This is a genomic window from Micromonospora lacuserhaii (genome assembly GCF_036902735.1).
Lineage (GTDB): Bacteria > Actinomycetota > Actinomycetes > Mycobacteriales > Micromonosporaceae > Micromonospora.
Map to the genome: position 1 here is coordinate 266,406 of NZ_JBAKHO010000001.1, position 20,830 is coordinate 287,235.

Below are 20,830 nucleotides of genomic sequence, written 5' to 3' on the forward strand. Positions count from 1 at the left end.
TCAGTAGCCGCCCTCCACCGTGTTGATCAGTGACTCGCCCGCCGCGTACCGGCGCAGTTGCTCGCCCACCAGCCGGTACGCCCGCGGCAGCAGGCCGCGCACCGAGCCGGCGACGTGCGGAGTGAGCAGCACGTTCGGCAGCTCCCACAGCGGATGGTCCGTGGGCAGCGGCTCCGGGTCGGTCACGTCCAGCGCGGCCCGCAGCCGCCCGGAGGTGAGCTCCGCGACCAGCGCCTCCGTCCGCGCCACCGGACCCCGGGCGGCGTTGACCAGCAGCGCGCCGTCCGGCATGGCGGCGAGGAACGCCTCGTCGACCATCCCGCGGGTCTGCGGGGTCAGCGGCACCAGCAGCACCACCACGTCCGCGTCCGGCAGCAGCCGGGGCAGCTCGTCCACCCCGTGCACCCCCTCGGCCGGGCGGGCCGAGCGGGCCACCAGGGTGAAGCCGACGTCGAACGGGGCGAGCCGGGCGCGGACCGCCGACCCGATCGAGCCGGCACCCACGATCAGCACCCGCTTGCCGGTCAGCTCGTCGGTCGGCGTGACCGCGTCGTACGCCCACTCGCGGCGGGCCTGGGCGCGGGCCATCGCCGGGAAGTTCCGCAGCTGGGACAGGATCGCGGCGACCACCCACTCGGCGGTGCCGGCGTCGTGCACACCCCGGGCGTCGCAGAGCGCCACCCCCTCGGGGACCCGGCCCACCCAGGCGTCCGCCCCGGCCGAGAGGAGCTGCACCACCGCCAGGTCGGGCAGCCGGTCCAACATCGCGGTGGCGTCCCCACCGGCGAGGAACGGCGGCACCCAGAACCGGACGTCCGCCGGGTCCGACGGCGGGCGCCCCGGGTCGGTCCACGGCTGCACCGTGACGCCGGCCGGCACCTCGCCGAGCAGCCCGACACCGGCCTCGTGCGGAATCCATGCCTTCACGAGGGCCGACGATAGCGACCGGCGCCCGGCCGGGGTGGGCGGGTCGGCGAACGGCGGCGGCGTCCGACACGTCCGTGGTTGTCGGTGGCCCCGGATGGGTATAACCAAGGGTCGAGGCGCCATTGGGCGTGCCGTTACTCCGGAGACAGGTGGCAGATGACCGCGCCCTCCCCGGGCCGCCCCGCGCGATCGCCCGGCGTCGAACTGTCGACGCTGGCCGACCCCGCCCGACTGCGCGCGCTCGCCGACACCGGCCTGGGCGCCGCCCCCGACGAGGCGTTCGACCGGTTCGCGCGGCTGGTCAGCGACCTGCTCGAGGTGCCCGTCGCGCTGGTCTCGCTGGTCAGCGAGGACCGGCAGTTCTTCCCCGGCATGGTCGGCCTGCCCGAGCCGTGGGCGGCCCGCCGGGAGACTCCGCTGAGCCACTCCTTCTGCCAGCACGTGGTCCACATCGAGATCCCGATGGTGCTGCCGGACGCCCGGCTCTACCCCCGGGTCCGGGAGAACCTGGCGATTTCCGAGCTGGCGGTCATCGCGTACGCCGGGATGCCGCTGACCGACCTGGACGGCCGGGTGCTCGGCTCGCTCTGCGCGATCGACAGCAAGCCCCGGGCCTGGACGGCCGAGCAGCTGCGTACGCTCTCCGACCTGGCGGCGGCCTGCTCCTCCGAGCTGCGGCTGCGGATCGCGCTGGACAGCGCGGAGCAGGCCCGGCGGCAGGCCGAGGAGGCGCACGAGCGGCTCAAGCTGCTGGCCGGGCTCAGCGAGAGGCTCACCGGCACGCTCGACGTGGGGGCCGCCGCGGCCCGGCTGACCGCGGCGGTGGTGCCGCTGCTGGCCGACTGGGCTTTGGTCAGCCTGGTGGACCGGGAAGGCGCGCCGCGCAGCGTCACCGGGGTGCACCGGGATCCGGCGCGCGCCGCCGACGTGGCCCGCTTCGCCGCGCTGATGCCGACCCGGCTCGGCCCCGAGTCGGTCACCCACACCGTGCTGCGCACCGGGCAGCCGGTGCTGGGCAGCGCCGGCACCCTGGACGACGTCCGGCGGGCCAGCCCCGACCCGGAGATGGTCGCCCTCGCCGACCGGCTCGGCTTCGGCTCCCACCTGACCGTGCCGGTCCCGGCCCCCGGGCGGGCCGCGGTGATGGGCACCATGACGCTGGTCAACGCCCCGGGCCGGCGACCCTTCGACGACGGCGACCTGCACACCGCCCTGGACATCGGCCGCCGTGCCGGGCAGGCGGTCGGCAACGGCTGGATGTACGGCGAGCAGCGGCACGTCGCCGAGGTGCTCCAGCACAGCATGCTGCCGCAGCTGCCGGAGATTCCCCTCGTCGAGCTGGCCGCCCGCTACCAGCCGGCCGCCGACCGGGTCGAGGTGGGCGGCGACTGGTACGACGCCTTCGTCCAACCCGACGGGGACCTGATCATTGCCATCGGGGACGTCGCCGGGCACGACATCGAGGCCGCCGCCACCATGGGGCAGCTGCGCAACCTCGTGCGGGGCAACGCGTACGGCCGAACCGATCCGGTGGACGAGCTGATGGCCCGGCTGGACGGGGCGATCTCCGGGCTGCGGATCCGCACCGCCGCCACCGCGATCCTGGCCCGACTGCGCCCCGGGCCCGCCGACACCCTCACGATCAGCTGGTGCAACGCCGGGCACCCGCCGCCGCTGCTGGTCGACACCGACGGCGCGGTGCGGATGCTCGACGGCCGGCGGGAGCCGCTGCTCGGCTTCGCCCGCCCGGTCCGGCGGACCAGCCAGGAGGCGACGCTGGCTCCCGGCGACACCCTGCTGCTCTACACCGACGGGCTGATCGAGCGCCGGGACCGGCCGGTGGACGAGGGGACCGCCGAGCTGGTCAAGCGGGTCACCGGCACCGCCGAGCTCTCCCCCGCCGGCCTCTGCGACCTGCTACTGACCGCCGCGGACAGCCGCGAGGACGACATCGCCCTGCTCGCGGTGCGGGCCCGCTGACCGGTCGCCGCGTCCCCGGCTGTCGCCGCAGGGCCGGTGGGTCCGATTCCGCGGGCTAGGGTGGGGCGGGTGAGCGTCCTGCCCCCGCACCCCCGCACCGGCCGCGCCCGCGCGGCGCTGGCGGCGTCCTGCGCGGCTCTGCTGCTGACCGCCACCGGGTGCAGTTTCGGGCCGCCCGACCCGGACCCGGCGGGCGAGCCGCCCAACCTGCCCACCCCGTCCGCGTCGGCCACCTCCGGCGCCGGCCAGGAGGTGGTCGCCACCGTGCTGGCCAAGGGCCTGCGGGTGCCATGGGGGATCGCCTTCCTGCCCGACGGCGCGGCCCTGGTCACCGAGCGGGACAGCGGGCGGATCCTCAAGGTGGGGCCGGAGTCCGGCCCCGAGGGGCTCACCGTCAGCCCGGTGCAGACCGTCCCGGACGTGGCCGCCGCCGGTGAGGCGGGGCTGCTCGGCATCGCCGTCTCCCCCGGGTACGCCAAGGACCGGACGATCTTCGTCTACTACACCACCGCGCAGGACAACCGGGTGGCGAAGCTGACCCTGGGCGGGACGCCGACGCCGATCCTCACCGGCATCCCCAGGGCGGGCAACCACGACGGCGGCGGCCTGGGTTTCGGCCCGGACGGGCAGCTCTACGTCAGCACCGGCGACGCCGGCGACCGGGACGCCGCCCAGGACCCGAAGAACCTCGGCGGGAAGATCCTGCGGATCACCCCGGCCGGGAAGCCCGCGCCCGGGAACCCGTTCCCCAACTCCCCGGTCTGGTCGCTCGGGCACCGCAACGTCCAGGGCTTCGCCTGGGACGCCGGCAAGCGGATGTACGCCGTCGAGTTCGGCCAGAACACCTGGGACGAGATCAACCGGATCGACCGGGGCGCCAACTACGGCTGGCCGATCGTCGAGGGGCAGGCCGGTGACAAGCGGTACGTCGACCCGATCGTGCAGTGGCGCACCGCCGACGCCTCCTGTTCCGGCCTGGCCGCGGCGGCGCGGCTGCTGGTCACCGCGTGCCTGCGCGGCGAACGGCTCTGGCTGGTCGAGCTGACCGACATCGGCACCGTCCTCGGCCAGCCGCGCGAGCTGCTGACCCGCAGGTACGGTCGGCTGCGCGCGGTCGCCGCCGCGCCCGACGGCTCGATCTGGGTCTCCACCTCCAACCACGACGGGCGCGGCCAGCCGGTGCCTGAGGACGACCGGCTGCTCCGGCTGGTCTTCGCCGGTGGTGGCGCCGGCCGCAGCTGACCGGTCGCCGGCCCCGGCCGACCGGCCCGCGCGGGCGGTGACCGACCGGTCGTTGCGGCACGGACGGGCATCCGTCCCCCGGGTTTGCCAAGATCCTCCGATGGGCAGGTCAGAATCTCAGCATGGACGGTCAGGAGAACGAGCAGCGCGGGACCGGGGACGCGAACGCCCGGGACCGGCGTGAGCGGCGCTGGCGACCCTGGCGACGGACGGCCGGACCGGCCGACGGATCCGGACGGGCCCGGCGGGCCGGGGTGGTCGCGGCGGTGCTGGCCGTCGGGCTGGCCGGGGCGGTGATCGGGGTGCTGGCCGGCGGCCGGGTGAACACCGACATCGGCCCGTTCCGCGCCTACCTGACCCTGGCCCCGGCCATCGAGGGCGGCACCACGGTCGACATCCCGCCGCTGGGCGCGCTCCAGCTCGACAGCCACGACGGGCCGACCCATCTGACCGTCCGGCTCGGCGCGCTCGACCAGCGCCGTACCGAGGCCCTGATCGACGACCCGGCGAGCATCAGCCGGGCCAGCCAGTCCGCCGTCGAGGACGTCCGGAACGGGGCGATGCGGCTCGGCCTGCGTACCGTCGGCTCGGCCGTGCTGGTCACCCTGGTGCTGGCCGCCCTGGTCTTCCGGAACACCCGCCGCACCGCCTGGGCCGGCGGGGTGGCGCTGGCGGTCACCGCGGGCAGCCTCGGGCTCGCCGCCGGCACCGTCCGCCCCCAGGCGATCGAGGAGCCGCGGTACGAGGGGCTGCTGGTGAACGCCCCGGCGATCGTCGGTGACGCGCGGCGGATCGCCAACGACTACTCCCGCTACTCCGAGCAGCTGCAACGCCTCGTCGGCAACGTCAGCCAGCTCTACACCACGGTGTCGGCGCTGCCCGTCTACGAGCCGGCGCCCGGCACCACCCGGGTGCTGCACGTCTCGGACATGCACCTGAACCCGACCGGCTGGCAGCTGATCCGCACCGTGGTCGACCAGTTCGGCATCAACGCGGTGATCGACACCGGTGACATCACCGACTGGGGCAGCGAGCCGGAGGCGTCCTTCGTCGGCTCGATCGGCCTGCTCAAGAAGCCGTACGTCTACATCCGGGGCAACCACGACTCGGCGCGGACGGCCGCGGCGGTCGCCCGCCAGCCCAACGCGGTCGTGCTGAGCAACTCGACCGTCTCCGTGGCGGGGCTGACCATCGCCGGGATCGGCGACCCCCGGTTCACCCCGGACAAGGAGACCTCGCCGGCCGGCAGCGGCCTCACCAAGCAGGTCGCCGACCAGGTCATCGGCGCCGGCGACCAGCTCGCCACGACCGTACGCAACTCGCCGCAGCCGGTGAACATCGCGCTGGTGCACGACCCGGCGTCGGCCGGCCCGCTCTCCGGCACCTGCCCGCTGGTGCTCGCCGGGCACACCCACGCCCGGCAGGTCTCCAAGCTGCCGCAGGTGTCGGGCAAGCAGCCGACCCAACTGATGGTGGAGGGCTCCACCGGCGGCGCCGGGCTGCGCGGCCTGGAGGGCGAGAAGCCGACCCCGCTGTCGATGACGGTGCTCTACTTCGACCAGCAGAAGATGCTCCAGGCGTACGACGACATCACGGTGGGCGGCACCGGGCAGTCGCAGGTCAACCTGGAACGGCACGTGATCAAGGAGCCGGCGAAGGGCGCCCAGGTGCCGGTCACCCCCACCCCGACCCGGGGCGGGCCGGAGTCGGCCAGCCCGACCCCGACCCGCTGAGCCGTCAGCGCAGGGAAAGGGCGGCCAGCGCGGCGTTGACGATGCTGCCGGGCAGCAGGTCGTGCAGCTCGTACAGCTCGCGGACGGTGCCGGACTGGCCGAACTCGTCCACGCCCAGCGGCACCGCCGGCACCCCGAGCGCCGAGCCGAGCCAGGCCATCGCGTGCGAGGCGGCGTCGTGCACGGTCACCACCGGGGCCCGGTCCCCGAAGGCGGCCCGCAGCGCGCCGGGCACGCTCGGCACGGTCGCCGTCCGCACACCCTGGCGCAGGGTCCGCTGCCAGGCCCGGTAGAGCCGGTCCAGCGAGGTCACGTCCACCACGTGCGCGGCGATGCCCTCGTCGGCCAGTTCCGCGGCTGCGGCGAGCACCTCCGGCAGCACCGCGCCGGAGCCGGCCAGGGTGACCACCGGGGCGTCCGCCAGGTGCGGGTACGCCTGGTGCGCGTCCACCAGCCGGTACGCCCCGGCCACCACCTGCCGGCGCAGCACCGCGTCGCCGATCCGGGCCCGGGCCGCCTCGAAGGGCGCCTGGTCGATCGGGCGGGTGCTGAGCCGGAAGTAGTACGCCCCGTCCTCCGCCGGCGCGGCGGTGGCGGCCGGCGCGGCTCCCCCGGCGATCTGGCCGAGCGCGTCACAGAGCAGCCAGTCCAGGCTGCCCGCGTACGCGGGTTCGATGAAGGTGACCCCGGGCAGCTCCAGGCCGACCGACGCGGTGATCGTCGACTGGTGGGCGCCGCCCTCGGGGGCGAGGGTGATGCCGGACGGGGTGCCGGCCACCACGAACCGGGAGCCGGAGTACGTGCCGTAGAGGAACGCGTCCAGGCCGCGCAGCACGAACGGGTCGTAGACCGTGCCCACCGGCAGCAGCGGCTGCCCGGACAGGTCCCACGACAGGCCGAGCTGGCCGAGCAGCAGGAACAGGTTCATCTCCGAGATGCCCAGCTCGATGTGCTGGCCCGACGGGCTCTCCGTCCAGCGCAGCATCCGGTCCTCGGTCCAGGAGCGCTGCTCGGTGGGGGCGAAGACGCCGGTCTTGTTGATGAACCCGGCGAGGTTGGTGGAGGTGGCCACGTCCGGGGCGGTGGTCACCAGGTAGGGCGCCACCTGCGGGTCGCGGGCCAGGTCGACCAGGACCCGGCCGAACACCTCCTGGGTGGAGACCGGCTTGTTGACCCGTACCTTCGTGGTCTCCGGGACGGTGACCCCGAGCGACCGCTCGCGGGGCGCGCGGGACAGCGCCTCCCGGCGCTCGCCGGCCCGGATGCCGGCCTCCGACGCCGGGTCGAGGCGGTCCCACTCGGTGTGGGGGGTGAGGCCGTTCGCGGCCCGCAGCGCGTCGACCTGCTCGGTGCTGAGCAGCGCCGAGTGGTTGCGCGGGTTGCCGGCGATCGGCAACCCCCAACCCTTCACCGTGTACGCGAAGATCACGCTGGGCCGGTCGGTGACCGCGTCGCACTGGGCGTACGCGTCGAGCATCGCCTCGAGGTCGTGGCCGCCCAGATCCGTCACCAGCGGGCCCAGCTCGTCGTCGGAGATGTCCGCGATGAGCTCGGTGATGCCGGCCGGGGCGCCGTCGAGGAACTGCTTGCGCAGCGCCGGCCCGGCCAGCCCGAACAGCGACTGGTACTGCTCGTTGGGCATCCGGTCGATCCAGTCGCGCAGCGCCGCGCCACCCGGCCGGGCGTACGCCTCGGCGAGCTTGCGGCCGTACTTGACCTCCACGACGTGCCAGCCGGCGGCCTCGAACTGGCCCCGCCACTGGTTGATCCGGATGCCGGGGACGACCCGGTCCAGCGACTGGCGGTTGAAGTCCACCAGCCACATCACGTTGCCCAACCCGGTGGTGGCCGGGTCGGCGACCGCCTCCCAGATGTTCCCCTCGTCCAGCTCGGCGTCGCCGATCAGCGCCACGAACCGGGAGTGCGGGCGCTGCCCGAAGTGCGCGTCGACGTAGCGGCGGGTCACCGCGGCGAAGAGCGGCGCCGCCGCGCCGAGGCCCACCGAGCCGGTGGAGAAGTCCACCTCGTCCGGGTCCTTGGTCCGCGACGGGTACGACTGGAGACCGCCGCGCGCCCGCAGCTTCGGCAGGTAGGACCGGTCCAGGTTGCCCAGCAGGTACTGGATGGCGTGGAAGACCGGCGAGGCGTGCGGCTTCACCGCGACCCGGTCCTCGGCGTCGAGGTGGGCGAACCAGAGCGCGGTCATCGCGGTGACCAGGGAGGCGCTGGACGCCTGGTGGCCGCCGACCTTCACCCCGTCGCCGGTGTCCCGGTCGTGGTTGGCGGCGTCCACGATCCGGGTGGCGAGCCAGAGCACCCGCCGCTGGATCTCGTCGAGGACGTCGAGGTCGTGCTCGTTCACGGTGACTCCATCCGGGCGTCGCCGTTGACGCCCACGCGAGGGGGGTGGCGCGGGTCGCGCGCGTACCCGGTGAAGGCGGGCGGGCCGCCGCCGGGTCACGACGGCGGCCCGTTCCGGGTGGGACTCAGCCCTGGGCGCCGAGGCGCTCCAGGATCAGCTCACGGACGGTCTTGGCGTCCGCCTGGCCGCGGGTGGTCTTCATGACCGCGCCGACCAGTGCGCCGGCCGCCGCGACCTTGCCGCTGCGGATCTTGTCGGCGATGCCCGGGTTGGCGGCGATCGCCTCGTCCACGGCGGCGGTCAGCGCGCCGGTGTCGGAGACCACCTCCAGGCCCCGGTTGGCCATGATCTCGGTCGGCGAGCCCTCGCCGGCCACCACGCCCTCGAGGACGGTACGGGCCAGCTTGTCGTTGAGCTTGCCGGCGTCGACCAGGCCCTGCAGCTCGGCGACCTGCGCCGGGGTGGCGCCGATGTCGGCCAGTTCCACGCCCGTCTCGTTGGCCCGGCGGGACAGCTCACCCAGCCACCACTTGCGGGCGGCGGCCGGGGTGGCGCCGGCGGCGACGGTGGCCTCGATCAGCTCCACCGCACCGGCGTTGAGCACCGACTGCATGTCCAGGTCGGACAGGCCCCACTGTTCCTGGAGCCGGCGGCGGTGCAGCCGGGGCAGCTCCGGCAGGGCGGCCTTCAGCTCGGCCACCCAGGCGGTGTCCGGCGCGAGCGGCACCAGGTCCGGCTCCGGGAAGTACCGGTAGTCGGTGGCGGTCTCCTTGGACCGGCCCGGCCGGGTGTCGCCGGTGTCCTCCTGGAAGTGCCGGGTCTCCTGGGTGATCTTCCCGCCGGCGTCGAGCACCGACGCCTGGCGCAGCATCTCCGAACGCACCGCCCGCTCCACCGAGCGCAGCGAGTTGACGTTCTTCGTCTCGGTGCGGGTGCCCCACTCCTCGCCCGGCAGGTTCAGCGAGGTGTTGACGTCACAGCGCAGCGACCCCTCCTCCATCCGGACGTCGGAGACGCCCAGCGAGCGGAGCACGTCGCGCAGCTCGGTCACGTACGCCCGGGCCACCTCCGGCGCCAGCGCGCCGATGCCGGGGACCGGCTTGGTGACGATCTCCACGAGCGGGATGCCGGCCCGGTTGTAGTCGACCAGCGACTCCGTCGCGCCGTGGATCCGGCCGGTGGCGCCACCGACGTGCAGCGTCTTGCCGGTGTCCTCCTCCAGGTGCACCCGCTCGATGCCGATCCGCACCAGCTCCCCGTTGACCTCGACGTCCAGGTAGCCGTCGAAGCAGAGCGGCTCGTCGTACTGGCTGATCTGGAAGTCCTTCGGCATGTCCGGGTAGAAGTAGTTCTTCCGGGCGAACCGGCACCACTCGGCGATGGAGCAGTTCAGCGCCAGGCCGATCCGGATCGTCGCCTCGATGGCCGCCTTGTTGGCCACCGGCAGCGAACCGGGCAGGCCGAGGCAGACCGAGCAGACCCGGGTGTTCGGCTCGCCGCCGAAGTCGGTCGGGCAGCCGCAGAACATCTTGGTGTTCGTGCCCAGCTCGACGTGGGTCTCCAGGCCGATCACCGGTTCGTAGCGCGCGACGACCTCGTCGTACGCGGGCAGTGTCGTGGTCATCTGAGCTCCTGACTCACAGCGCCGGTGGGGTGAACGTGCCGACCACGGACTCCAGCGCGGCGGCGACCCGGTACATCCGGTCGTCGGCCATCGTCGGGGCCATCACCTGCAGGCCGACGGGGAGCCCGTCGGAGAGGCCGCACGGCACCGAGATGCCCGGGCCGCCGTACAGGTTGGTCGGGATGGTGAACAGGTCCGCCAGGTACATCTGGTACGGGTCCGAGGTGCGCGCCCCGATCGGGAACGCCACGAACGGGGTGGTCGGCGAGATCAGCGCGTCGACCTGCTCGAACGCCGCGTTGAAGTCCCGCGTGATCAGGGTGCGGACCTTCTGCGCCTGACCGTAGTAGGCGTCGTAGTAGCCCGAGGAGAGGGCGTACGTGCCGATCATGATGCGCCGCTTGACCTCGGCGCCGAAGCCGGCCTCCCGGGTCAGCGACATGACCTCCTCCAGCGACCGGTTGCCGTCGTCGCCGACCCGCAGGCCGAACCGGACGCCGTCGAACCGGGCCAGGTTGGAGGAGCACTCGCTCGGCGCGATCAGGTAGTACGCCGGCAGCGCGTAGCGGAAGTGCGGGCAGGACACCTCGACGATCTCGGCGCCCAGCTTGGCCAGCGCGTCCACCGACTCGCGGAACGCGGCCATCACGCCCGGCTCGGCGCCCTCGCCGGTGAACTCGGTGACCACACCGAGCTTCACGCCGGTCAGATCGCCGGTGGCGCCGAGCTTCGCGGCGGCCACCACGTCCGGCACCGGGGCCGGGATCGAGGTGGAGTCCCGCGGGTCGTGACCGCCGATGACCTGGTGCAGCAGGGCGGCGTCGAGCACCGTACGGGCGCACGGGCCGGGAGTGTCCAGCGACGAGGAGAACGCCACCAGGCCGTACCGGGAGGTGCCGCCGTAGGTGGGCTTCGCGCCGACGGTGCCGGTGACCGCGCCGGGCTGGCGGATCGAGCCGCCGGTGTCCGAGCCGATCGCCAGCGGCGCCTCGTACGCGGCCAGCGCGGCGGCGCTGCCGCCACCGGAGCCGCCCGGGATCCGGTCCAGGTCCCACGGGTTGTGGGTCGGGCCGTACGCGGAGTACTCCGTGGAGGAACCCATCGCGAACTCGTCCATGTTGGTCTTGCCGAGCATCACCGTGCCCGCGTCGCGCAGCCGCTGCACGATCGTCGAGTCGTACGGCGGGCGCCAGCCCTCCAGGATCTTCGACCCGACGGTGGTCGGCACGCCCTTGGTGGTGAGCACGTCCTTGACCGCGACCGGCACGCCGGCCAGCGGACCCAGCTCCTCGCCGGCGGCCCGGCGCTCGTCCACCGCGCGGGCGGCGGCCAGCGCGCCCTCGGAGTCGACGTGCAGGAACGCGTGCACCCGGTCGTCGACCGCGGCGATCCGGTCCAGGTGGGCCCGGGTGACCTCGACGGCGGAGGTCTCCCCGCCGGCGACGAGACCGGCGATCTCCGTCGCGGTCATTCTGGTCAGGTCGCTCATGAGGCCACATCCTCGTCCAGGATCCGCGGGACGCGGAACCGCTGCTGGTCGGCGTCGGGCGCGCCGGAGAGCGCCTCCTCCGGGGTGAGGCACGGCGTCACCACGTCCTCGCGGAGCACGTTGGTCAGCGGCACCGAGTGGGAGGTCGGCGGGATGTCCGCCGCAGCGACCTCACCGACCTGGGCGACCGACTGGAGGATCACGTCGAGCTGGCCGGCGAAGGTGTCCAGCTCCTCCTCGGTGACGGCGAGCCGCGACAGTCGCGCCAGGTGCGCGACCTCCTCGCGGGAGATGGCGGCCATCAATGCCCCCTTCGTGGCTGTCCTGCTGGGTCTGCGTGCCGGCCGCGCGGCCGGGTGGTGCGATGACGCGCGGTGACCGGAGCGAGTCTATTGTCCTGCGCTCCCCACCACGCCTCCGACTCCCCCTCCGGCCCGACGGCCGGACGCCGATCTCCGGTGATTCGCCGACGCCGTCAGGTCCGTGGCGTCCGCGCCAGCCCCGGTCGAGCCGCGCCGATGCCCGGCTCAGCGGGCGTGCCGGCGGGGGATCTCCGCGCCCGGGCTGGGGGTCGGGCGGAGCGGGCGGTACCGGGCCAGCCAGGCGGCCAGCTCCTCGGCCGGCATCGGGCGGGCGTAGAACCAGCCCTGCGCGGCGTCGCAGCCGGCGGCGTGCAGGAGTCGCCAGGTCCGTTCGTCCTCGACCCCCTCGGCGACCACCCGCAGCCCCAGCGCGCCGGCCAGCTCGATCGTCGACCGGACGATCGCCGCGTCGTCGGCGTCGTCGGCCATCCCGAGGACGAACGACCGGTCCACCTTCACCTCGGCCAGCGGCAGCCGGCGCAGGTGCTGCAACGAGGAGTAGCCGGTGCCGAAGTCGTCCAGGGAGATGGCCACCCCGAGCCGGTGCAGCCGGGTGATCGTGTCCAGCACCCGCCGGGGGTCGGCCATCAGCGCGCCCTCGGTGATCTCCAGTTGCAACCGCTCGGGGCGTACCCCGTAGCGGGTCAGCCGCTCGGCGATCCGGTCGGCGATCTCGCCGGTGTGCAGGTCGCGGACGCTGACGTTGAGCGCCGCCCGCAGGGTGATCCCGGCGGCGGCCCACTTCGCCAGCTGCTCCACCACGTCGTCCACCACCCGGTTGGTCAGCAGCCGCATCACCGCGCTCTGCTCGGCCACCCGGATCAGCTCCTCCGGGTCGACCATGCCGCGGCGCGGGTGCCGCCAGCGCAGCAGTGCCTCGACGCCGACCACCTCCCCGGTGGCGATGGCCACCTGGGGTTGGTAGTACATGGTGATCTCGCCGACGTCGGCGGCCTCGTCGGCGTCGGGTCGGCTCGTCGGGGCGGGGGGCGCCGGAGCCTCGGCCGGCGGGGGGGCCGGCTCGCCCGGGTCGGGGCCCGCCGACCGGCGGCGGACCGGGTCGGCGCCGGTGAGGATCTGGTTCAGCAGCTCGTCGGAGTCGTCCAGGCGGGCCCGCGGCGCCGCCCGACCCCGGGTCGGCGTCGAGCCGGGACGGCAGCGCCGCGCCGTCCCCGCCCCGCACCGGCTGGCCGGCGGGCGGCCCGGCATCGAGTACGCGACGCAGGTCGGCCAGGAGACCGAGCCGCTCGGCAGAGTTGTGGTCGGACTCGGCGGCGTACACCGCCACGGTGTCGTTGCGGTGCTTGGCGTCGTACATCGCCACGTCGGCGTGGCGCATCAGGGTGGCGTAGTCCTCGCCATGCTCGGGGAAGAGCGCGATGCCGATCGAGCCGCCGACGTCCAGCGGCAGCCCGTCCAGCGACACCGGCTCGGCGAGCGCGGCGACCAGCCGGCCGGCCAGCTCCCGCGCGTCCTCGACCCCGTCCAGGCCGCCGGCCACGATCGCGAACTCGTCTCCGCCGAGGCGGGCCAGCATGTCCCGGCCGCCGACCGCCTCGGCCAGCCGGGCGCTCACCTCCACCAGCAGCCGGTCCCCCACCGCGTGGCCGAGCGCGTCGTTGACGTTCTTGAACCGGTCCAGGTCGATCAGGAGCAGGGCCAGGTGGGCGCCGGGCTCGTCCCGGGCGACCCGCTCGGCGTGCAGGTGCACCTGCTCGGCGACCTCGGCCAGCAGCGCCTTGCGGTTGGGCAGCCCGGTCAGCGGGTCGAGCGCGGCGAGCTGCTCCTGCTCGGTGGAGAGCCGGGCCATCCGGTAGACGGCGAAGAGCGGAACCAGCACCAGCGGGACCAGGGCGGCGCTGGCCCGGGCGGCGGTGACCAGGACGGGGGCGAGCAGCAGCAGCGAGCCGGTGGAGAGCAGCTCGTACGGCAGGGCCTGCCGGGCGCTGGGCCACCACCGGCCGCCGAAGCGCAGCCGCAACGCGGTGCTGACCAGGCCGTAGTTGACCGCGAACCAGGTGGCGGTGGCGGCGGCGACCGCGGCCACGTCGGTCCAGTGCAGCCGGCCGCCGGCGAAGAGTTCCCCCGGCCCGAGCCAGAGCACCAGGTAGGCGGCGGCCAGTGCGCAGGCGTACTGGGCGGCGTTGAAGGTGGTCCGCCAGACCGAGTGCCGCATCCGCCAGCCGGAGACGGCGACGGCGACGGCCTGCACCGCCACGGCCGGGCCGAGCCCCCAGCCGAGCAGGATGGCGAAGGTGAAACAGGTGGACGGGAAGACCGCCGAGGTCTGCCGCCGGCCGGGCGGGACGAAGGGGCGGGCGTCGCAGACCACGGCGAGCGCCGCCATCGTCCAGAACGCGGCGGGCAGCCCCGACAACCGGTCGGGCAGGTCGGTCAGCGGGGCGGCGGAGACCAGCACGGCCAGCGCGACGACCGTGACGACGAAGCCGGCGAAGGGTGTCCCCCGCCCGGGCGGCACGGAGTTGCGAGGGTCGGCGGTCTCCATCGCACCTCCCGGGCAGCACGGTCCTGGTACGCGCCGGTCGCGCACCGTGCTCCCATGAAACGCCCTGTGTGCCGCCACTCCCGCACGACAGTCACGAATCGGTCGTAGTCGTAATTAAGTTGGTATACGGCCCCAAGATTCACCGGCGACCGCCGGGGCGCTCAGCTCTCCTCCACCCGGGCCACCTCGCGGGCGGCCTCCGGGCCGGATTCGAGCAGCACCCGGAAGCCCGCCTCGTCGAGGACGGGCAGCTTCAGGCTGGCCGCCTTGTCGGCCTTGGAACCCGGGTTGTCGCCCACCACCACGAAGCTGGTCTTCTTGGAGACCGAGCCGGTGACCTTGCCGCCCCGGCTCTGGATCGCCTCGGCGGCCTGGTCGCGGCTGAACCCGGCGAGCGTGCCGGTCACCACCACGGTGAGGCCCTCCAGCGGTCGCGGCCCCTCGTCGACCGCCTCCTCCGCCATCCGTACGCCCGCCGCACCCCACTTGCGGACCACCTCGCGGTGCCAGTCGACGGCGAACCATTCCTTGATGCTCGCGGCGATGGTCGGCCCGACGCCGTCCACAGACGACAGCTCCTCCTCCGACGCCCGGTCGATCGCCTCGATCGAGCGGAAGTGCCGGGCGAGCGCCTGGGCGGCGGTGGGGCCGACGTGCCGGATGCTCAGCGCGACCAGCACCCGCCACAGGTCGCGCTCCTTGGCCACGGCCAGGTTCTCCAGCAGCTTGGTCGCGTTGCTGCCCAGGGTGCCGTCCTTGTTGACGAAGAACGGCGACGCGGCGAGCCGGTCCGCGTCGAGGGCGAACAGGTCGCCCTCGTCGTGGATGATCTCGGCGTCGAGCAGGGCGGCGGCGCCCTTGTAGCCGAGCACCTCGATGTCGAAGGCACCCCGGCCGGCCAGGTGGAACACCCGCTCCCGCAGCTGGGCGGGGCAGCTGCGGGTGTTGGGGCAGCGGATGTCGACGTCGCCCTCCTTCGCCGGGGCGAGCGGGGTGCCGCAGGCCGGGCAGCTGGTCGGCATGACGAACGGACGGGCGTCGGCGGGACGCAGCTCGATCACCGGGCCCAGCACCTCGGGGATCACGTCACCGGCCTTGCGCAGCACCACCGTGTCGCCGATCAGCACCCCCTTGCGCTCCACCTCGCGCGCGTTGTGCAGGGTGGCCAGGGCGACCGTCGAACCGGCCACCCGCACCGGCTCCAGCACGGCGAACGGGGTGACCCGGCCGGTCCGGCCGACGTTGACGTCGATGTCGAGCAGCTTGGTGTTGACCTCCTCCGGCGGGTACTTGAAGGCGATCGCCCAGCGCGGGGCGCGGCTGGTGGAGCCGAGCCGACCCTGGATGGAGACCGGGTCGACCTTGACCACCACACCGTCGATCTCGTGCTCGACGTCGTGCCGGTGCTGGGCGTAGTAGGCGATGTATTCCACGACGCCGGCCAGGTCGGGCACCACCCGCACCCGGTCGCTGGTCGGCAGGCCCCACGCCTTCAGCGCCGCGTACGACTCGGACTGGGCGGTCGGCGAGAAGCCCCGCCGGGCGCCGATGCCGTGCACCACCAGGCGCAGCGGCCGGGACGCGGTGACCCGCGGGTCCTTCTGCCGGAGGCTGCCGGCCGCCGCGTTGCGCGGGTTGGCGAAGGGTGCCCTGCCCTGCTCGACCAGGCCGGCGTTGAGCTCGGCGAAGGCGGCGACCGGGAAGTAGATCTCGCCGCGCACCTCCAGCAGCTCCGGCACGTCGGGGAACTCCCCGGTGCCGGTGAGCTTCGTGGGCACGTCCCGGATGCTGCGGACGTTGGCCGTGACGTCCTCGCCGGTGCGCCCGTCGCCCCGGGTGGCCGCCCGGACCAGCCGGCCCTTCTGGTAGGTGAGGTTGATGGCCAGGCCGTCGACCTTGAGCTCGCAGAGGTAGGGCACCGGGCCGCCGGCGTCCCGCTCGACCCGCTCGGCCCAGGCCGCCAGCTCCTCGTCGGCGAAGGCATTGTCCAGCGAGAGCATCCGCTCGGCGTGGGTGACCGGGGTGAAGTCGGTGGAGAAGGTGCCGCCGACCCGCTGGGTGGGCGAGTCCGGGGTGCGCAGCGCCGGGTACTCCGCCTCCAGCGCCTCCAGCTCCCGCAGCTGCTTGTCGAACTCGGCGTCGGTGACGGTCGGCGCGTCGAGCACGTAGTAGCGGTACTGGTGTTCGGTGAGCTCCTGGCTCAGCGTCGCGTGCCGCTCCCGGGCCGCGGGGGTCGGCTCGCCGCCGGCCGCCGCCTCCTGCGCGGCGCTGACCTGCTGGGGGATCGCTTCTTCGGACACCCTGCCGCCTCCGGACAACCAGTCGGGTTTCCCCGTGATCACGCTACCGGAGCACCGTATCGGGCCGGTGGGACAATCCTCGACGCGCCCGACGGGCGGCCGGAGCCCGGCCGTGCGACGATCGCCGCACGTCGGCGCCCTGCCGACGCTACGCGGACGCGGGGGTACGGATGCCGGACTGGGTGCTCTGGGCGGTGCTGGTCGTGCTGGCCGTGGTCGCCGGCTGGGCCTGGAACGAGTGGCGGCTGCGCGGCGGGCGCCCGTCCGGCGGCGGCCGGAAGACCCGCCCCGAGCGGGGCACGTCGCCCCGGGACCGCGCGCGCCCCACCGCGCCGCCCCGCCCGCGCACCCCCACCGGTACGCCCCGGCCGGGCGAGATCTGGTGGGCGGACGTCCCGTACCACGACGGCACCGGTTCCAAGGTGCGGCCGTGCCTGGTGCTGCGCGCCGACGACCGGGGCGCCGAGGTGCTCAAGATCACCAGCCAGGACAAGAGCGACCGGGACGACCACGTACCGATCCCCACCCGGGACTGGGACGCCGACGCCGACCACGACAGCTGGCTCGACCTCGCCGAACCCGTCCACGTCCGAGCCGACGCCTTCGCCAACCGGGCCGGAAAGTGCGATCCCGCCGTCTGGAGCAAGGTCAAGAAGCTTCCCCACCTGCCGGTCTGACCCGACCGCGGTACCGACCCACCGCCGACGAAACCCGACCGCCGGTCAGTCCCAGCCGGCACCGAGGGCGGTGAGCTGCCCGGCGTACTCGATCCGGCCGGTCCACTCCGCCGGCCAGGCCGACAGCCCGTGGGCGGCACCGACGAACGCGCCGGCCAGCGCGGCGATCGAGTCGGAGTCGCCGGCCGTGGTGGCCCCCCGGGCCAGGGCGGCGATCGGGTCGTCGACATGGCGCAGGGCGCAGAGCAGGGCGGTGGCCAGCGCCTCCTCGGCGATCCAGCCCTCGCCGGTCTGCCGGCACGGGTCCCCGCCGTCGTCCGGCGCGGCGAGCGCGGCGTCGAGCCGGGCCAGCGCCCGCCGACACTCGTCCCAGCCCCGGGCGATGAACTCCTCCGGTCCGTCCACCCCGGGACGCTGCCAGAGGTCGCCGAGCCAGTCCCCCCGGTAGACCCGGCGCTGCGCGTCGGCCCGCGCGGTGAGCAGCCCGGGCAGCTCGGCCAGCGCCGCGCCCTCGCACAGCAGCCGCACCGCGTACGCGGTCAGCTCGCTGGCCGCCAACCCGGTCGGGTGGCCGTGGGTCAGGCCCGCCTGGAGCTGGGCCAGGCCGGCGAGGGTGTCGAGGTCGACGTCGAGCAGGCCGACCGGGGTGACCCGCATGTTCGCGCCGCAGCCCTTGGAACCAGCCACCGTGGCCTCCTGCCAGCGCATCCCCCGGCTCAGCTCGGCGCAGGCGCGCAGGCAGGTCATCCCCGGCGCGCGGTTGTTCTCCGGGCTGGCCGCCCAGTCGAGGAAGCGCTGCCGCAGCAGCGGCTCGACCGCCTCCGGGGTGTACGCCGGCGCGTCGTGCAGCGCCCAGCCCACCGCCAGGGCCATCTGGGTGTCGTCGGTGACCAGGGCGGGCTCGCCGACCAGCTCGCGCGGGCCGGTCGGACCGTACCGGCGGACGATTTCGGCGACGGTCAGGAACTCGGTCGGCTTGCCCAGGGCGTCACCGTAGGCGAGACCGAACAGCGAGCCGGAGGCCCGCCGGAGCGAGGAGTCGATCACGTTGACGATCATGCCGTCTCGCCGCAACCCCCGCCCGGCGGGCACCGCCGCCGGTCAGTCCCAGCAGAGGCAGAACGGGTGGCCGGCCGGGTCGGCGTACACCCGCCAGCCGTCGCCCTCGCCGCGCAGCCGGCGGGCGCCGAGGGCCAGCGCCGCCTTCTCCGCGGTCTCGATGTCGTCGACGGTGACGTCGAGGTGGAACTGCTGGGGACGATTCGGATCCGGCCAGTCCGGCGGGCGCAGGTCGAGCGCCTTCTGGAAGGCGATCCGGGGTTGGTGCCCGGATGGGCCGCCGAGCACCACCCAGTCGTCGTCGGACTCGTCCTCGATCAGCGGCAGGCCGAGCAGCTCGGCGTAGAAGCCGGCCAGGGCGCGCGGGTCGGGGCAGTCGATCACCACTGAACGCAGCTGTCCAATCATGACCGTCATCCTGCCCACCGGGTACGACGGAAAACCCTCAGTCCTCGTGCAGTCGCCGTCCGGCGTCCCGGCAGGCGGCGAGGACGGCCCGGGCGTACTGCGGGGTGGCCCCCGCCAGGCCGCAGGCCGGGGTGATGACCACCTGCTCGGCGAGCTGACGGCGGGGGAAGCCGAGGCGGTCCCAGACGGTGCGTACCCGGTCGGCGACCTGGGCCGAGGTCGGCGCGCGGCCGGCCGGCGGCGGCAGTGTGGGCGCGGCGCCGGCCAGCAGCCCGAGCCCGGCGTCGAGCGCCTCGCCGAGCGGGTCCAGGTCGGTGAGCAGGCCGAGGTCGAGCGCGATGCCGGTCGCACCGGCGGTACGGATCAGCTCCAGCGGCACGTCGGGGGCGCAGCAGTGCACCACGGTCGGCACGCCGGCCGCGTCGATCACCTCGCTCAGCAGCGTCCGGGCCAGCTCGGGCTGGACCGCCCGGTAGGTGCCGAAGCCGCTCTCGGTGGAGATCCGCCCGGCGAGCACCGCCGGCAGGGACGGCTCGTCGAGCTGGAGCAGCACCGACGCCCGGGGCAGCCGGCGGGCCACCGCCTCGACGTGCCGGCGCAGCCCCTCGGCCAGGGAGCCGGTGAGGTCGCGCACCGCCCCCGGGTCCCGGACCATCCGCCCGCCGATCGGCAGCTCCAGGGCCGCGGCCAGGGTGAACGGCCCGGCCGCCTGGATCTTCACCGGCCCGGCGTACGCCTCGGCCTGCTCAGCGAGCTGGTCCAGGTCGCGTTCCATCAGGTCCCGGGCCCGGCGCAGGTCCCGCCCGGGGCGCAGCGCGATCCGCCAGCGGGCCGCGTACAGCTCGACCGGCAGCTCCACCAGGAGCCCACCGGCCCGCCCGATCAGGTCCGCACCGGGGCCGCGCGCCGGCAGCTCGGGCAGGTGGGGCAAAGCGGGCAGCTCACCGAGGACGACCCGCTGCGCCTCGGCGATGTCGGTGCCGGGCAGCGAACCGATGCCGGTGGCCGCGCCGGCGGGCCAGGGCCAGGACTGTTCAGTCACGGCCGAAGGGTAGCCGGACCGGGCCGGTCAGCCGGTGATGGTGGCGGAACCGAGCACCACGTCGCCGGCCGGGTCCGGCCGGTACGCCACGACCGCCTGCCCGGCGGCCACCCCGCGGACGGGCCGGCGCAGCTCGGCGGAGAGGGTGTCGCCGTCGAGCGCGACGGTGGCCGGCACCACGTCGCCGTGCGCACGCAGCTGCACCTCGCACTCGACCGGCGCGGTCGGCCGCTCGCCACCGGTCCAGACCGGCCGGGTGGCCCGGACCCGGGACACCTCCAGCGCCTCGGCCGGGCCGACGGTGACGGTGTTGGTCTTGGGGGTGATGGAGAGGACGTAGCGGGGGCGGCCGTCCGGGGCGGGCCGGTCGAGGTGCAGGCCCCGCCGCTGGCCGACGGTGTACGCGTACGCCCCGGAGTGGCTGCCGACCACCGCGCCGGTCGACGCGTCGACCACGTCGCCGGCAGCCTCGCCGAGCCGGGAGGCGAGGAAGCCGCGGGTGTCGCCGTCGGCGATGAAGCAGATGTCGTGCGAGTCCGGCTTGTCGGCGACCGCCAGCCCGCGCCGGGCGGCCTCCTCGCGCACCTCGGCCTTGGTGGAGTCGCCGAGCGGGAAGATCGACCGGTCGAGCTGCGCGCGGGTGAGCACGGCCAGCACGTACGACTGGTCCTTGCCGATGTCGACGCTGCGGCGCAGCAGGCCGTCCGCGCCGAGTCGGGCGTGGTGGCCGGTGACCACCGCGTCGAAGCCCAGGGCCACCGCCCGATCCAGCACCGCGGCGAACTTGATCTTCTCGTTGCAGCGCAGGCAGGGATTCGGGGTACGACCGGCCGCGTACTCGGCGACGAAGTCGTCGACCACCTCGGAGTGGAAACGCTCGGCCATGTCCCAGACGTAGAACGGGATGCCGATCACGTCGGCGGCCCGCCGGGCGTCCCGCGAGTCCTCCAGCGTGCAGCAGCCCCGGGCGCCGGTGCGGTAGGTCTGCGGGTTGCGGGCCAGCGCCAGGTGCACGCCGGTCACGTCGTACCCGGCCGCCACCGCGCGCGCCGCCGCCACGGCGGAGTCCACCCCGCCCGACATCGCCGCCAGAACCCTCACCGGCACCCCTCCCTCACT

Annotated in this window: 14 protein-coding genes and 1 pseudogene; 4 read left to right on the forward strand and 11 right to left on the reverse strand. The window is 74.5% G+C overall.

Going from position 1 to position 20,830, the window contains the following annotated elements; translation table 11 throughout:
• Complete coding sequence (locus V6U81_RS01245) at positions 1–927, reverse strand: 2-hydroxyacid dehydrogenase (protein WP_334483049.1); 927 nt, start codon at positions 925–927, stop codon at positions 1–3.
• A 156-nt stretch (positions 928–1,083) separates the two neighbouring features.
• On the opposite strand from V6U81_RS01245, the gene V6U81_RS01250 reads away from it, so the two are divergent.
• The 3 genes from V6U81_RS01250 to V6U81_RS01260 all read left to right on the forward strand — a co-directional run bounded on the left by V6U81_RS01250 (position 1,084) and on the right by V6U81_RS01260 (position 5,882).
• Positions 1,084–2,907, forward strand: a complete 1,824-nt coding sequence (locus V6U81_RS01250; RefSeq protein ID WP_334483051.1) for a SpoIIE family protein phosphatase — start codon at positions 1,084–1,086, stop codon at positions 2,905–2,907.
• Positions 2,908–2,976: 69 nt separating this feature from the next.
• Positions 2,977–4,149: a PQQ-dependent sugar dehydrogenase gene (locus V6U81_RS01255; protein WP_334483053.1), complete on the forward strand. Its 1,173-nt coding sequence runs from the start codon at positions 2,977–2,979 to the stop codon at positions 4,147–4,149.
• 122 nt (positions 4,150–4,271) lie between these two features.
• Complete coding sequence (locus V6U81_RS01260; RefSeq protein WP_334483056.1) at positions 4,272–5,882, forward strand: metallophosphoesterase; 1,611 nt, start codon at positions 4,272–4,274, stop codon at positions 5,880–5,882.
• 4 nt (positions 5,883–5,886) lie between these two features.
• Here the strand turns inward: V6U81_RS01260 and V6U81_RS01265 are convergent, their stop codons facing one another.
• The 6 genes and pseudogenes from V6U81_RS01265 to ligA all read right to left on the reverse strand — a co-directional run bounded on the left by V6U81_RS01265 (position 5,887) and on the right by ligA (position 16,525).
• A complete protein-coding gene (locus V6U81_RS01265; protein ID WP_334483059.1) occupies positions 5,887–8,244 on the reverse strand; it encodes a transketolase-like TK C-terminal-containing protein in 2,358 nt (785 codons plus the stop codon).
• 124 nt (positions 8,245–8,368) lie between these two features.
• Positions 8,369–9,868: an Asp-tRNA(Asn)/Glu-tRNA(Gln) amidotransferase subunit GatB gene (gene gatB, locus V6U81_RS01270; RefSeq protein ID WP_334483062.1), complete on the reverse strand. Its 1,500-nt coding sequence runs from the start codon at positions 9,866–9,868 to the stop codon at positions 8,369–8,371.
• Positions 9,869–9,881: 13 nt separating this feature from the next.
• Positions 9,882–11,357 (reverse strand): Asp-tRNA(Asn)/Glu-tRNA(Gln) amidotransferase subunit GatA, encoded by a 1,476-nt coding sequence (gene gatA, locus V6U81_RS01275; RefSeq protein ID WP_334483066.1) that lies wholly within the window; start codon positions 11,355–11,357, stop codon positions 9,882–9,884.
• Entirely contained in the window at positions 11,354–11,659 is a 306-nt protein-coding gene (gene gatC / locus V6U81_RS01280) for an Asp-tRNA(Asn)/Glu-tRNA(Gln) amidotransferase subunit GatC (protein ID WP_334483069.1), read from the reverse strand. Before gatC ends, gatA begins: the two co-directional genes overlap by 4 nt.
• Before the next feature lie 225 nt (positions 11,660–11,884).
• Positions 11,885–14,225 (reverse strand): annotated as a pseudogene (locus V6U81_RS01285) (putative bifunctional diguanylate cyclase/phosphodiesterase).
• A gap of 161 nt (positions 14,226–14,386) precedes the next feature.
• Entirely contained in the window at positions 14,387–16,525 is a 2,139-nt protein-coding gene (gene ligA / locus V6U81_RS01290) for an NAD-dependent DNA ligase LigA (protein WP_334483071.1), read from the reverse strand.
• A 170-nt stretch (positions 16,526–16,695) separates the two neighbouring features.
• Here ligA and V6U81_RS01295 point away from each other — a divergent pair, with 170 nt between their 5' ends.
• Positions 16,696–17,202, forward strand: a complete 507-nt coding sequence (locus V6U81_RS01295) for a type II toxin-antitoxin system PemK/MazF family toxin (RefSeq protein WP_334483073.1) — start codon at positions 16,696–16,698, stop codon at positions 17,200–17,202.
• Positions 17,203–17,247: 45 nt separating this feature from the next.
• On the opposite strand, the gene V6U81_RS01300 is transcribed toward V6U81_RS01295, so the two are convergent.
• From V6U81_RS01300 to mnmA, 4 genes are read right to left on the reverse strand one after another with little or no spacing between them, the layout of a single operon-like run.
• Positions 17,248–18,261 carry an ADP-ribosylglycohydrolase family protein gene (locus tag V6U81_RS01300; RefSeq protein WP_334483075.1) on the reverse strand — a complete coding sequence of 338 codons (1,014 nt, stop codon included), beginning with the start codon at positions 18,259–18,261 and terminating at the stop codon, positions 17,248–17,250.
• 42 nt (positions 18,262–18,303) lie between these two features.
• Positions 18,304–18,669 carry a VOC family protein gene (locus V6U81_RS01305; RefSeq protein ID WP_334483077.1) on the reverse strand — a complete coding sequence of 122 codons (366 nt, stop codon included), beginning with the start codon at positions 18,667–18,669 and terminating at the stop codon, positions 18,304–18,306.
• Between the two features lie 37 nt (positions 18,670–18,706).
• Entirely contained in the window at positions 18,707–19,711 is a 1,005-nt protein-coding gene (locus V6U81_RS01310; RefSeq protein WP_334483080.1) for a methionine synthase, read from the reverse strand.
• A 27-nt stretch (positions 19,712–19,738) separates the two neighbouring features.
• Complete coding sequence (mnmA, locus tag V6U81_RS01315) at positions 19,739–20,812, reverse strand: tRNA 2-thiouridine(34) synthase MnmA (RefSeq protein ID WP_334483082.1); 1,074 nt, start codon at positions 20,810–20,812, stop codon at positions 19,739–19,741.
• Between the last annotated feature and the right edge of the window lie 18 nt (positions 20,813–20,830).